Origin of the sequence: Rathayibacter sp. VKM Ac-2760, from assembly GCF_009834185.1 — a bacterium.
Lineage (GTDB): Bacteria > Actinomycetota > Actinomycetes > Actinomycetales > Microbacteriaceae > Rathayibacter.
On sequence record NZ_CP047173.1, the window covers coordinates 13,390 to 26,298 of the forward strand.

Genomic DNA, 12,909 nt, shown 5'->3' on the forward strand with positions numbered 1-12,909 from the left:
GGTCGTGGACGCCGTCGTGCGGCGCTGCATGCTCGTGATGGACCCCGCTGGGTGTCGCTGCATGTCGGTCGCCGCCGCGGGCGCACTGCATGCTGGTCGAGTAGTCGCCGGAGGCGGCGTATCGAGACCTGCCGTGGCAAGGCCTCTCAGCGCAGCGACCAGGCCTCGTTCATGGTCAGGGCGACGTCGATCAGCTCGACGCGCTCGAGGCCCTCGACCTCGGCGAGCGGGAACCACGCGGCGGCGTCGGTCGAGCCGTCGACCTCGTGGGTCAGCTCCCCACCGACGACGCGGGCGCGGTAGACGACGCGGATGGCGTGCAGCGGCCCGGCCTCCGGGTCGCTGCGGCGGTGTGCGGGGATCACGTGCGAGTCGACGCCGATCAGTCCCTCGAGCTCCGCGTGGTAGCCGGTCTCCTCGAAGATCTCGCGCACGGCCGCGTCGGCGGGCGACTCGCCCTCGTCGATGCCGCCGCCGGGCAGCGTCCACGCTTCCCACGGGCCCTGGCTCCAGTGGGCGAGGAGCATGCGCTCGCCGTCGATGATCACGCCGTACGCGGCGACCCGGATGTCCACCTCAGCAGCCTAATCGCGCCGTGCGGGAAGCCCGGACACGGCGAAGGCCCGGATCCGCGGTGCGGGATCCGGGCCTCGGGCCGTGCGTCAGGAAGCGGTCGACGCCGGCGACTGCGCGGCGCTGGCCGGCTCGTCCTCGGCGACCCACAGCTCGTCGTCGGCACGGAAGGTCTGCCAGACGGCGTAGCCGATGCCGCCGACCGCGACGAGGGCGGCGCCGATCGCGAAGACCGTGCCGACCTTGTTCTTCTTCTTCGGGGGAGTGGTGAGCTCCTCCCAGCGCGCCTTCGAGATCTCGGCGAGCTTCGCGCGGTTCTTCGAGTCCTTCGCGGCCTCGAACGCGGCCGCAGCGGTCCCGCCGACGGCGGCGAAGGTCGGGAGGACCTTGTGCTTGTAGGCGTCGCGAGCGGACGAGTACGTGCCCTCGACCGCGGACACACCGTTGTCGTAGACGGGCTTCACCCGGCTCGAGTAGGCGTCCTTGACGGCCGGCACGACCTCCTTCTTCGCGTACTTGGTCGCGTGGCGGCGGCTCTTCTCGAGAACGGAGGCGGCGTGCGCCAGCACCTCCTGCTGCTCACTCCAGACCGCCTCGGCGTTCTTGCGGAGGCGCTTGAGATCCTTCTTGTGCTTACGTGACAGACCCACTTGGTCCTCCATCGGCTACGAGCGGCGAACAACGCCTCAATACTGCCACTCATCCCGCGGCCCGCGCATCGCGCACCCAGCGCATTGACACCGGGTGTTGCGGAGCCCTACAGACCCGCTGTGCGAGAATCCACCCATGCCTTTGCACACCGCAGTTGCGACGTTCCACACCACCAAGGGCGACATCGTCGTCAACCTCTACGGCAATCACGCGCCGAAGACGGTCCGCAACTTCGTCGGTCTCGCGACCGGCGACATCGAGTGGACCCACCCGGCGACGGGTGCGAAGACGAAGGAGCCGCTCTACAACGGCACCGTCTTCCACCGCATCATCCCCGACTTCATGCTTCAGGGCGGCGACCCGCTCGGCCAGGGGATCGGCGGCCCCGGCTACCAGTTCGACGACGAGATCAACTCCGAGCTCGACTTCACGCAGCCCTACATCCTCGCGATGGCCAACGCCGGCAAGCAGGCGGGTCGCGGCACCAACGGCTCGCAGTTCTTCATCACCGTGGCGCCGACCACCTGGCTCCAGGGCAAGCACACCATCTTCGGCGCCGTCGCCGACGACGAGTCCAAGAAGGTCGTCGACGCGCTGTCCGCCGTGGCGACCGACGGCCGCGACAAGCCCCTCGAGGACGTCGTGATCGAGAGCGTCGAGATCACCGAGGTCTGATCGCCTCACCACCACTCAGTCGAGGGTCGGGTCCTGATGGACCCGGCCCTCGTTCTCTCTCCCGGAGGAACGTCCGTGACCCAGGTCCCGCCGAGCAGCACGTACACCTGCTACCGCCACCCCGATCGCCAGAGCTTCGTGCGCTGCCAGCGGTGCGGTCGCACGATCTGCGGCGAGTGCCAGACCCCGGCCCCGGTCGGCGTGATCTGCCCCGACGACATGGCGCAGCAGCGCAGTGAGGCGCCCCGCGTGCGCGGACCGCTGGTCTCGCGCGTCCGGGCGATGACGCGGGCCGACCAGCCGACGGTGACCTACGCGATCATCGCGCTCTGCGTGCTGGTCTGGATCCTCGAGGTGCTGCCGTTCATCGGCGACACGGTGCTGAACGCGATCGCCTACTTCCCCGCCTACACGCTCCCCGGCTTCGGCGCCGGCTTCGAGCCGTGGCGGATGATCACCTCGATCTTCGCGCACAGCACCTCCCTCTTCTTCGTGGTGCCGTTCCATCTGCTGCTGAACATGTACACGCTGTGGGTGTTCGGCATGGCGCTCGAGCGGATGCTCGGCCGAGGCCGCTACCTGACGCTGTTCCTGGTCAGCGGCTTCGCCGGCTCGGTCGGCGTCCTCCTGCTGTCGAGCCCGCTGACCCCGGTGATCGGCGCCTCTGGCGCGATCTTCGGGCTGATGGGCGCCTACCTCGTGATCCTGCGCCACCTCGGCGGGCAGGCCTCGCAGCTGCTCGTGCTGGTCGGCCTCAACCTCGTGATCGGATTCCTGCCCGGGATGAATGTGGCGTGGCAGGCGCACGTGGGCGGTCTCGTCGCCGGCGCGCTGATCGGGCTGGTCTACACCCGCACCCGGCAGCGGTCGCAGCGGCGGACGCAGAACCTGCTGGTCGGGCTGATCGGCGTCGGTCTCGTCGCGGTCACCGCCGGCGCGTACGTCCTGGCCTGAGGCTTCGCGACAGGGGCCCGGGGGCTGTCCACAGGGCGTTCACCACTGTCCACAGCAGCTGTCCACAGCTGGGGACGAAGTTATCCACAGAGTTGTTAACACTGGGGAGAACTACGCCGTTGTGATTCCGAGCGGCGCCGAAGGCGGCGACCGGAACGGCGATCCCGCCCCGTCCCGCCGCCGATCCGCGTCCGATCGCCCTCCGCATCCGCGGCCTGGCGCGGTGAGCGGAGTTCTCCACAGGAGTTTCAACACCTGGGGATAATTACACGCGTGTAGTTCGGTGTCGTGGGGCCGAGACGACCGTGGCGTCGAGCTCGTCGTCGAGGAGGATCGACGGGTTGAATCCCGCCGCCGCGAAGAGCGCCGCCGTCCGCTCCGCCTGCTCTCGGCTGGTCTCGATCACGACCGCGCCGTCACCGCTCAGCCACGGGAGGACCTCCGCTGCGATCCGTCGGTGCAGCCCCAGACCGTCGCTCCCGCCGTCGAGGGTCGACGCCGGCTCGTGCAGGCGCGCCTCCGGCGGCATCAGGACGATCGCGGCGGTCGGCACGTAGGGCGCGTTGACGACCACCAGGTCGATCCGGCCCCGGAGCCCCTCGGGGAGGGCGGCGAGCAGGTCGCCCTGGTGGACCGACGCGAGTCCCGCCAGAGTCCGCCGGGCGCAGGCGACGGCAGCGGGGGAGAGGTCGGCCGCGTGGAGGGTGAGGCCGTCGCGCTCCTCGATCAGGGCGCGCCCGATCGCTCCGACACCGCAGCAGAGGTCGAGGACGGTCGAGGGCCCGCGTCCGGCCAGGAGCGCGAGGGCGGCGTCGACGACGGCCTCGGTGCGCCGCCGGGGGACGAAGACGCCGGGGGAGACCGGGATGCGCAGCCCGCGGAAGGCGACCCAGCCGAGGATCTGCTCGAGCGGCTCGCCCGCCTCCCGTCGCCGCAGGAGCTGCTCCAGCGCTCGGCCGTCGCCGGCCGCTTCGTGCAGCAGCGCGGCCTCCTCCTCGGCGAAGACGCAGCCCGCGGCGCGCAGGCGCGCGACGGAGGACGTGAGGGGCGGCAGCGGCCGACTCGGCGGCGGTGCCACCGACGACGAACGCCCCGTCGGCGGACCGGACGGGGCGTCGTTCATGCGGGGAGGGTCAGCGCCAGCGCGTGGTCATCAGGAAGCCGATGAAGGCGATGCCGAACCCGATGAGGATGTTCGCGTTGCCCAGATCGGGGACCGGCAGGGTGCCCTGGCTGACATAGAAGACGATGATCCAGGCCAGACCCAGCAGCATGAACCCGAACATCACGGGCTTGAACCACACCGGGTTGGGTGCGTCCTCACCGGTCCGGGCCTCGTCGCGCTCGGGCTTCGGGCTCTTCGTCGCTCGTGCCATGCTCTCCACTGTACCGGGAGACAGGAGTCCACCGGGAGCGCGGGACCGGTCCGACGTTCGCGTGGGCGATCGGGGAGCCGTCGAGAACGCGCCAGAGCGCCGTCCGCCCCGGTCGCGCTCCTCGACCCGCGCCTAGACTCTCCGCATGACTGCCCCGTCGTCCGCCGTGCCCCCGCTGCGATCGCGCGCACGACGACCCCGCCGGCGCCTCACGTTCTTCGGCGTCCTGGGGGAGCTGCTCCTCACTGCGGGAGCGCTCGTCCTCCTCTACCTCGGCTGGCAGCTGTATTGGAACGACGCGGTGATCGCCGGCCAGCAGACCTCCGAGGCCGCCGAGCTCCGCCAGACCTGGAGCGACGCCGCTCCGGCGCCCGAGCCGTCGGCGGCTCCGAGCGACGCTCCCGCCGGGTTCGGCGACCCGGTGATCGCCCCGGTCGCGGCGCTCGACACCTCGTTCGGCAATCTCTACATCCCGCGCTACGGCGAGGGCTGGGTGCGGACGATCGCCGAGGGCGTCGACGCGGAGAACGTGCTCGACGAGGGCAGCATCGGCCACTACCCCGGCACGCAGATGCCGGGCGAGACGGGCAACTTCGCGCTTGCGGCGCATCGGAGCGCGTACGGCGGCGGCATGCATCTGATCGACCAGCTGCAGCTCGGCGACGCCATCTACATCGAGACGGCGGACGGCTGGTACACCTACCGCTTCCGCAACCTCGAGTACGTGCAGCCCTCGGAGGTGCAGGTGATCGATCCGGTGCCCTGGACGACCGGCGCCGTGCCTGGTGACCGGCTGATCACCCTGACGAGCTGCAACCCGCTGTACTCGACCGCCGAGCGGATCATCGCCTACGGCGTCTTCGAATCGTGGCAGCCGCGCTCCGCGGGAGCGCCGGCCGAGATCGCGGCGTCGCTCGCCGAGGAGGGCTGACCGTGTACGCAGCACTGTGGCGGGTCCTGCCCGGACCCTGGTGGCTCCGCCTGCTCATCGTCGTCGTGCTGGCCGTCGCGGTGCTCGCGGCGCTCGCCGAGTGGGTCTTCCCCTGGGTGCAGTCGCTCGTCCTCGACCAGAACGTCACCGTCGGCTCATGACGCCGGGGAGGTCGTCGGCCCGATGACTCGGCTTCTGGTGGTGGACAACTACGACAGTTTCGTCTTCACGCTCGTCGCCCACCTCCGAGAGGCGGGGGCGGAGGTCGAGGTCGTCGAGGGGGCGGAGCTCTCCCCGCAGGCGGCGATCGAGCGCGCCACGGGGAGCGAGGCGATCGTGCTGTCGCCGGGACCGGGACGGCCGGAGGACGTGCCGACCTCGGTCGCCCTCGTCCGGCATGCGATCGCGACGCACCAGCCGCTCCTCGGAGTCTGCCTCGGCCACCAGGTGATCGCGCACGCCCTCGGTGCCCGGGTGAGCGAGGCACCCGAGTTGATGCACGGCCGGACGTCGTCGATCGAGCACGACGGCGACGCGCTGTTCGCCGGGATCGCCTCGGGTTTCACAGCGATGCGCTACCACTCGCTCGCCGTCCAGCGCTCGACCCTGCCGCCGGAGCTCGCCGTGATCGCCGGCACGGCCGAGGGCGTCGTCATGGCGCTGCGGCACCGGACGGCGCCCGTGGTGGGGGTGCAGTTCCATCCCGAGTCGGTCCTCACCGAGGGGGGTCGCCTGCTGCTCGCGAACTGGCTCATCGAGGCGGCGCGCGTCCCGGCGGCTTCGTCCGTGCGCTGAGGTGTCCATTACGCGACCGGAGCACCCGGCCGGAACTTCGTGTCCGCGACTAGTCGTCGTCCTGGGCAATCGCGAAGACCGTCTTATCGGTTTCTTGCGCTGCGCCATTCGATCGGTCTTATCGGCCGGCTTTTCTCGCACCCGCCACACCGGCTCCTCCGCCCGTTTGCCACCCTGACGGGGGGTGGTCCTTCCCGTCATTGTGGCTGCGATCCACGACGGCGACGCGCTATGAGAGCGCGCACTTTCGCCCCGATCGGCACCAGGGCGCGGAGTCGGTCTCGGTATGTCGTGTCAGGTCCCCCGTGCAGGTGGCGTGATTTGACGGAACTGCGGCGGAAGATGCACGCCGCTCTCCAGGCATAATCGGAAGGCGCCGGTTAGGGGACCGGCGACGTGGAAAAGAGAACTCCGAGGCATCGCATGGTGGAATCGATATCCTGGGCTTATTCCGGAATCCGGGAGCTCGAGGCACTCGGCCCGAGGATCGTGGTCAAGCCGGGCACGATGCCGCGCATGACCGGGTCCGGCTTCACCGCGGGTGATCTCAGCGTCGTCCTCCTCACGACGTCCCCGCTGCGAGTCCTCCGGGGGACCTGGGGAGCGGACGACACGTCGGTCCTCAACTTCAGCTTCCTGATCGAGGGGGTGGTCCGGCTCGTGGGGCCCGATCGCACTGCGCTGCTGCGCCCCGGGTCGATCGCCTACCAGCCGGGCACCACGACCTTCACCACCGAGTCGACGACCCCGGTCACCTCGCTGCAGGTCTCGATCCGGGCGGACGAGATGCGGCGCTACGGCTTCGACCTCGGCGCGAGCGTCTACTCCCTGGATCCGGACGCACGGTCGACGCGTGCGGCCTTCGCCTTCACCACCGCGTTCGCGCTCGCGGCGGAGTCGGGGACGGGGCTGCCGGCGGAGGGGGAGATCGACAGCTTCGCGCACGTCGTCAAGCAGCTGCTCGTCAGCGCGTTCCTCGCATCGGCCGGCTCCCAGCCCGGGACGACCAGCGTGCGCGCGGCGACCCTCGGCCGGGCCCGCACGGTGATCGACCGGACGCACCGCACACCGCGGTGCACGCCGGAGGCGGTCGCGGACGCGGTCAACGTGTCGACCCGCTCGCTCCAGCGGCTCTTCGAGGACGCGGGGACGACGGTGGCGAGCGAGATCGAGCGTGCCCGCGTGGCGAGCGCGGTGGAGTTGCTCCGGCGGCGCCCCCGGGAGGTGCCGCTCGAGACCATCGCGGCGGCATCCGGCTTCTCGTCGGCCGACCACCTCCGCCGGGCGCTCAAGCGCCGCGAGGGGCTCACTCCGAGCGACATCCGCGGCCGGGTCGGCGCGCCGGTGGAGGCGGGAGCGCAGGACGACGGTGTGCTGCGGCTCGCGCCGCCGCTCGCCGGGGTCGTGCGGCGGGCTTAGGCATCGTCATCCGGCTGTCCGTCAGCCGGCTCTCCGTCAGCCGGCGCAGAAGCCGAGCGCGACGGTCGAGCCCTGCGGCACGTCGCCGGGCGCGAGGGATTGCGTGGTGATCGGCGGGTTCGCCCGGACCGACTCGCAGGTCTCGTCCGGCGCCTCGACTCCGACGAGCTGGAGCTGCTCAGCGGCGAGCGTCGCCAGGGCGGTGCTCAGTGTCTGGCCGACGAGGTCGGGGAGGGTGACCTGACCGGAGGAGACGACGAGGTCGATCTTGGTCCCCGGCGTCTGCTCCTGGCCGCCGGCGGGGGTGCTCGAGAGCACGACGTCAGCCGGAACGGTCGGTGAGTTCTGCCGGGTCTGCGACCCCTCCGCGAAGCCGGCGCTGGTCAGAGCGCCGATCGCCTCCTCCAGCGTCGTCCCCGCAGTCTCGGGGACGGCCACCGGTTGGGCGCCCTGCGAGACGTAGACGCGGATGACGGTCTCGGGGGCGACGATCGTCCCCGAGCCGGGGTCGGTGCGGATGACCTCGCCCGCTGCGACGGTGTCGCTGTACTCGGCGAGCTGGCTGGCGACCAGATCGAGTTCGGTGAGCGTGGACTGGGCGCTGTCGTAGGTGGTGTTCGCGAGTGCCGGGACCTCCCGTGACTGCGAGGGCAGCGTGGTGGTCGGCTGGAGGGTGAGCACCCAGATCACCAGCGCGGCGACGATGACGGCGAGCACGACGATCGATGACCAGATCCAGAGCACCGGCGGGCGGCGCTGGGTGCGCACGATCGAGTTGTCCTCGGCGAGCTGGCGCAGGGCGAGCTCCGAGTCGTTCATCCCGCCGCCGCTCCGAGCGGCGAAGAGCGAGGTGGTCAGCTCGTCGATCGGCCGGTGGTCGGGCAGGCGGCCGGCGGCGGCGTCGCGCAGGTCGTCGCGGAACTCCGCTGCGCCCTGGAAACGCTCGTAGCGGTCCTTCGACAGCGCCCTGGCGACGACGCCGTCGAGCGCGGGCGAGACGGCGGGGTTGATCGAGCTGGGTGCCGGCGGCGTCTCGCTGACGTGCTGGTAGGCGACGGCGACCGGGGTGTCGCCGCGGAAGGGGGCGCGTCCGGTGAGCAGCTCGAAGAGGACGATGCCGGCGGAGTAGAGGTCGCTGCGCGCGTCGACCTGCTCGCCCTTCGCCTGCTCGGGCGAGAAGTAGGCGGCGGTGCCGAGGATCGCGGTCGTCTGCGCCACGGTCGCGGCGGAGTCGGAGACGGCGCGGGCGATCCCGAAGTCCATCACCTTCACCTGGCCCGACGGGGTCAGCATGATGTTGCCCGGCTTGATGTCGCGGTGGACGACGCCGGCGCGGTGCGAGTACTCGAGCGCGGTGAGGATGCCCTCGGTGATGCGGACGGCCTCGTCGACGTCGACGGGGCCCTCGGCGATGACGTCCTTGAGCAGGCGCCCCTCGATGTGCTCCATGACGATGAAGGGGCGTCGCGACTCGGCGCCGTTGTCGTCGAGCGAGACCTCCTCGCCGGCGTCGAAGACGCGGACGATGGTCGGGTGCGACATGCGCGAGGCGGACTGCGCCTCCTGCCGGAAGCGCAGCCGGAAGGCGGAGTCGGAGGACAGCGAGAGCTTGAGCTCCTTGATCGCGACCGTGCGGCCGAGACGGGTGTCGGTGCCGAGGTAGACCTCGGACATCCCGCCGCGTCCGAGCCGGGGCCCGACCTGATACCGTCCTGCGATCAGGCGTCCCTCATCCGTCACGCGCACGCTCCCGCCCTGTACTTCCGTGTCACGGCCCGCGCAGGAGCCACGGCAAGTGTACCCGGGCGCCTCCCGGCAGCCCGGCGCTCGGCGTCCGCCGGGTGGCGCGTCGCCCAGCCGCAGCACTGCGGATCAGTGCGTCGCTCCCCTGCTGCGGGTCCACGCCTGCCTGGTCGTGCGCGCCGAGGAGCGATGTCTCGTGACGGAATCGAGGGATGCTCGCCTACCCGTATTGGCATCGCCCCACTGCCGAGCAGCAGGCTCGGGCAGCCGCACAAGTCCGACCGAAGGAGCACCATGGCATCGTCGTCCCGGCTCACCCCTCAGGCGCTCGCCTCCATCGTCCTCGTCGTCACGATCGCCGTCGTCAGCGTCGCGCTCGTGGTGGGGACGGATCTGCACCCGGCGGCGCGGGTCGCGATCTCGGCCGGCGCGGGGGTGATCGCGGCGGCGATCACCTTCGTCGTCGGCGCACGGCGCGGCACCCGCCGCTGAACGACGGGGGCCGCCCTCCGTCACCGCGAGCGGTGCGGGGGCGGCTCCTGCGCGGAGGGTCAGCCCTCCGTGGGCTCGCGGGTGGCCGTCGCTGACGGGGTGGGCGACGGAGACGGGGTCTGCGTCGGGGCCGGGGCCTCGACCGGGACCGAGAGGGTGGGCGAGGCGGGCGACTCGGGCTCGCCGCAGAGCACCGTGTAGGTGATGTCGATCGTTCCCGCGGCCGAGCCGGCCTGGATCGTGGCGGTGGTCGACGTGGACGGGTTGGTGCTCGTCACGGTCGCGCCCTCACCGGAGGCGGTCACCCGGTAACCGGTCACGGAGGTTCCGCTGGGGCACTGGTTGTAGTTGCTCCACGTCACGTTGAAGGTCTCGCCGGGCTCGACGCTCGACGCCGCGGGAGTCACCGTCGGGACGGCGGTCGGTGCACCGGGGACCGCGACCTCGGTGTAGGTGGTGACGACGATCGTGGTGCCCTTGACCACGTTCGCGGTCGGGTTCACCTCCTCGACCGTTCCGACCTGGTCGGAGCTGGGAGCGCTCGATCCCTCCTCGCGCTGCACGCCCATGCCCAGCGCGGTCAGCTCGGCCTCGACCTCGTCGAACGGACGGCCGACGTAGTCGGCGGAGTTGATCACCGCGGTGTTCGAGCTCGGCGTGGCCGAGGGGGTCGGCGAGGGAGACGGTGTCTGGGACGGGGTCTGGCTCTGCGTCTGGCTGGGGGTCGGCTCGGCCTCGCTGCTGTCGCCGGTGGTGAGCGCGAAGATCGTGCCGGCGATCACCACGGCGAGGATGACGATCAGCGCGACGAGCGGCCAGGTCCAGGGGCTGCGCTTGCGCGGCTCCTCGGTCTCGACGGGGGCGTCGACGGCTCCGGTCGGCGGGTTCGCCGCGAGGGCGGTCGTCGCTCCGGCGCCGAGGATCGTCGTCGCCTGTGTGCCGGCGCCGCCGGACGGGAGCACGGTGGTGGCCTGGGTGGTCGGCAGGTCGCCGGCGACGGCCGGGACCGCGATCGCTGCACCGCGGACGTCGCCCGAGCGCAGGGCCTGGGCGGCGCGGGCGAGGTGCGCGGCGGTCGCCGGGCGGTCGACCGGCTTCTTGGCGATGCAGGAGTAGACGAGGTTGCGCACCGGCTCGGCGACCGTGACCGGCAGCTCCGGCGGGGTGTCGTTGATCTGGGCCATCGCGATGGCCACCTGCGACTCGCCGGTGAACGGCCGGCGCCCCGCGAGGCACTCGTACGCGACGATGCCGAGCGAGTAGATGTCGGTCGCCGGCGAGGCGGGCTGGCCGCTCGCCTGCTCCGGTGAGAGGTACTGCACCGTGCCCATGACCTGGCCGGTCGCGGTGAGCGGCACCTGGTCGGCGATGCGGGCGATGCCGAAGTCGGTGATCTTGACCCGGCCGTCGGGTGTGATCAGGAGATTCCCAGGCTTGACGTCGCGGTGCACCAGGCCGGCGGCGTGCGCCGCGTGCAGTGCCAGCGCGGTCTGGGCGACGATGTCGAGCACCTTGTCGGTCGACAGCACGCGCTCGCGCTCGAGGACCGTGGACAGCGCCTCGCCGGGGACGAGCTCCATCACGAGGTAGGCGGAGCCGTCCTCCTCGCCGTAGTCGTAGACGTTGGCGATGCCCTCGTGGTTGACGAGCGCGGCGTGCCGGGCCTCGGCGCGGAAGCGCTCGAGGAACCCGGGGTCGCCGAGGTACTCGTCCTTGAGGATCTTGATCGCGATGGTGCGGCCGATGACGAGGTCCGTCGCCTGCCACACCTCTCCCATGCCGCCGATGGCGATCCGGGACTGCAGTTCGTAGCGTCCCCCGAAGGTGAGGCCTGATGTGGGTCTCATTTGTTCAGCACCGCCTCTAGTACCTGTTGCGCGATGGGTGCGGCGATCAGGTTGCCGTACCCGGTCTGGCCGAGCCCTCCGCCGTCCTCCACGAGGACGGTGATGGCGTACTGCGGATCGTCCGCAGGAGCGAATCCGGTGAACCAGAGGGTGTACGGGTCGTCCCCGCCGTTCTCAGCGGTGCCGGTCTTACCGGCCACCGTGACGCCTCCTATTGTTGCATTCGTCGCCGCGCCGCCCTCGACGCTGGCGACCATCATCGCCTTCACCGCGTCCGCCGTCTCCTTGCTCACGGCCCGCCCGAGCGACTTCTCCTCGAAGCGCTGGAGGACGCTGAGGTCCTGCGAGCGGATGACGTCGACCAGGTTCGGCTGCATCACCTCGCCGCCGTTCGCGATCGCTGCGGAGACCATCGCGATCTGCAGCGGAGTCGCCCGCACCTCGTACTGCCCGAACGCCGTCAGGGCGGTCTGGGCGTCGTCCGTGGTCTGCGGGTAGGTGCTCGCCTCGACCGACATCGGGATCTCGAGCTCCGTGTCGAAGCCGAACTTCTCGGCCTGCGCGCGGATCGCCGCGGCGCCGAGCTGCACGCCCATCTCGGCCATCGGCACGTTGCAGGAGAGCGAGACCGCGGTCGCGAGCGTGACGGTGTCTCCGGAGCCGCAGAGACCGCCGCCGGAGTTGGTCACCTGCGAGCTCGAGCCGGGCAGCGTGTACGCCTGCACGTTGGGGAAGCTCGAGTCGGGCGTGAACCGGCCGGACTCGAGGGCGGCGGAGGCGACGACGAGCTTGAAGACGGAGCCGGGCGGGTTGAGCGAGCCGCCGATGGCGCGGTTGACCAGCGGCTCCGTCGGGTCGTCGTTCAGCGCCCGGTACGCCGCGAGGACGTCGTCGGTGTCGTGCGACGCGAGGGCGGTCGGGTCGAAGGTGGGCTTGGAGACCATCGCGAGGATGCGGCCGGTGGCCGGCTCGGTGACGACGACCGCGCCGGTGTCGTCGCCGAGCGCGTCGAACGCGGCCTGCTGCGCGACGGGGTCGATCGAGAGCTCGACCGAGGCGCCCTTCGGGTCCTGGCCCGAGACGAGGTTGTCGATCTCGTTGAAGAACTGCGAGTTCGAGGTGCCGGAGAGGTAGTCGTTGAGCGAGCGCTCGATGCCGGTGGTGCCCTGGTTGAGTGTGAAGTAGCCGGTCACGGCCGAGTAGAGCGGGCCGTTCGCGTACTGGCGCTGGAACTTGTAGAGGTCGTCCGACGGTGTCGAGGAGGCGATCGGCTCCCCGCCGGCGAGGATGACCCCGCGCTCGGTCGAGAAGCTCTCGTAGAGCGTCCGGGTGTTCCGCGAGTCCTCGGAGAGGGTGTCGGCCTGGAGGACCTGGATGGTGGAGGTGGACACGAAGAGCGCCACGAACATCGCCAGGACGACGAAGCTCACGCGCTTGAGTTCTCGGTTCATCG

General features: G+C 71.0%; 14 protein-coding genes. 7 read left to right on the forward strand and 7 right to left on the reverse strand.

Translation table 11 applies throughout. The features are described 5' to 3' along the window. Positions 1–146: 146 nt before the first annotated feature. Together GSU72_RS00070 and GSU72_RS00075 are read right to left on the reverse strand one after the other, a co-directional pair. On the reverse strand, positions 147–575 hold the full coding sequence (locus GSU72_RS00070; RefSeq protein WP_159982656.1) for an NUDIX hydrolase: 429 nt from the start codon (positions 573–575) through the stop codon (positions 147–149). An 87-nt stretch (positions 576–662) separates the two neighbouring features. Next, positions 663–1,223 (reverse strand): hypothetical protein, encoded by a 561-nt coding sequence (locus GSU72_RS00075; protein ID WP_123706109.1) that lies wholly within the window; start codon positions 1,221–1,223, stop codon positions 663–665. Positions 1,224–1,359: 136 nt separating this feature from the next. On the opposite strand from GSU72_RS00075, the gene GSU72_RS00080 reads away from it, so the two are divergent. Together GSU72_RS00080 and GSU72_RS00085 are read left to right on the forward strand one after the other, a co-directional pair. Next, a complete protein-coding gene (locus GSU72_RS00080) occupies positions 1,360–1,899 on the forward strand; it encodes a peptidylprolyl isomerase (RefSeq protein WP_123447250.1) in 540 nt (179 codons plus the stop codon). A gap of 75 nt (positions 1,900–1,974) precedes the next feature. Continuing rightward, positions 1,975–2,853 (forward strand): rhomboid family intramembrane serine protease, encoded by an 879-nt coding sequence (locus tag GSU72_RS00085; protein ID WP_244255908.1) that lies wholly within the window; start codon positions 1,975–1,977, stop codon positions 2,851–2,853. A gap of 265 nt (positions 2,854–3,118) precedes the next feature. Here GSU72_RS00085 and GSU72_RS00090 read toward each other — a convergent pair whose 3' ends face one another. Together GSU72_RS00090 and GSU72_RS00095 are read right to left on the reverse strand one after the other, a co-directional pair. After that, positions 3,119–3,976, reverse strand: coding sequence for a putative protein N(5)-glutamine methyltransferase (locus tag GSU72_RS00090; RefSeq protein WP_159982658.1), 858 nt, complete (start codon positions 3,974–3,976; stop codon positions 3,119–3,121). Positions 3,977–3,986: 10 nt separating this feature from the next. Continuing rightward, positions 3,987–4,229, reverse strand: a complete 243-nt coding sequence (locus GSU72_RS00095; protein WP_123447247.1) for a cell division protein CrgA — start codon at positions 4,227–4,229, stop codon at positions 3,987–3,989. A gap of 145 nt (positions 4,230–4,374) precedes the next feature. Here GSU72_RS00095 and GSU72_RS00100 point away from each other — a divergent pair, with 145 nt between their 5' ends. The 4 genes from GSU72_RS00100 to GSU72_RS00110 all read left to right on the forward strand — a co-directional run bounded on the left by GSU72_RS00100 (position 4,375) and on the right by GSU72_RS00110 (position 7,374). Continuing rightward, on the forward strand, positions 4,375–5,160 hold the full coding sequence (locus GSU72_RS00100; RefSeq protein WP_159982659.1) for a class E sortase: 786 nt from the start codon (positions 4,375–4,377) through the stop codon (positions 5,158–5,160). A gap of 2 nt (positions 5,161–5,162) precedes the next feature. Then, complete coding sequence (locus tag GSU72_RS21150; RefSeq protein WP_167306080.1) at positions 5,163–5,321, forward strand: hypothetical protein; 159 nt, start codon at positions 5,163–5,165, stop codon at positions 5,319–5,321. A 22-nt stretch (positions 5,322–5,343) separates the two neighbouring features. Continuing rightward, entirely contained in the window at positions 5,344–5,955 is a 612-nt protein-coding gene (locus GSU72_RS00105; protein WP_159982660.1) for an aminodeoxychorismate/anthranilate synthase component II, read from the forward strand. 516 nt (positions 5,956–6,471) lie between these two features. After that, positions 6,472–7,374, forward strand: coding sequence for a helix-turn-helix domain-containing protein (locus GSU72_RS00110; protein ID WP_159982661.1), 903 nt, complete (start codon positions 6,472–6,474; stop codon positions 7,372–7,374). Positions 7,375–7,410: 36 nt separating this feature from the next. Here GSU72_RS00110 and pknB read toward each other — a convergent pair whose 3' ends face one another. Continuing rightward, complete coding sequence (pknB, locus tag GSU72_RS00115) at positions 7,411–9,114, reverse strand: Stk1 family PASTA domain-containing Ser/Thr kinase (protein ID WP_159982662.1); 1,704 nt, start codon at positions 9,112–9,114, stop codon at positions 7,411–7,413. Positions 9,115–9,411: 297 nt separating this feature from the next. Between pknB and GSU72_RS00120 the strand changes: the two genes are divergently transcribed. After that, the gene (locus GSU72_RS00120; protein ID WP_159982663.1) at positions 9,412–9,609 is read left to right on the forward strand and encodes a hypothetical protein; all 198 of its coding nucleotides are present in this window, start codon (positions 9,412–9,414) and stop codon (positions 9,607–9,609) included. A 59-nt stretch (positions 9,610–9,668) separates the two neighbouring features. Here GSU72_RS00120 and GSU72_RS00125 read toward each other — a convergent pair whose 3' ends face one another. Both GSU72_RS00125 and GSU72_RS00130 read right to left on the reverse strand, forming a co-directional pair. Further along, positions 9,669–11,456, reverse strand: a complete 1,788-nt coding sequence (locus GSU72_RS00125; RefSeq protein ID WP_159982665.1) for a protein kinase — start codon at positions 11,454–11,456, stop codon at positions 9,669–9,671. Further along, positions 11,453–12,907, reverse strand: coding sequence for a penicillin-binding protein 2 (locus tag GSU72_RS00130; protein ID WP_159982667.1), 1,455 nt, complete (start codon positions 12,905–12,907; stop codon positions 11,453–11,455). The genes GSU72_RS00125 and GSU72_RS00130 overlap by 4 nt, the downstream gene beginning before the upstream one ends. Positions 12,908–12,909: the final 2 nt, after the last annotated feature.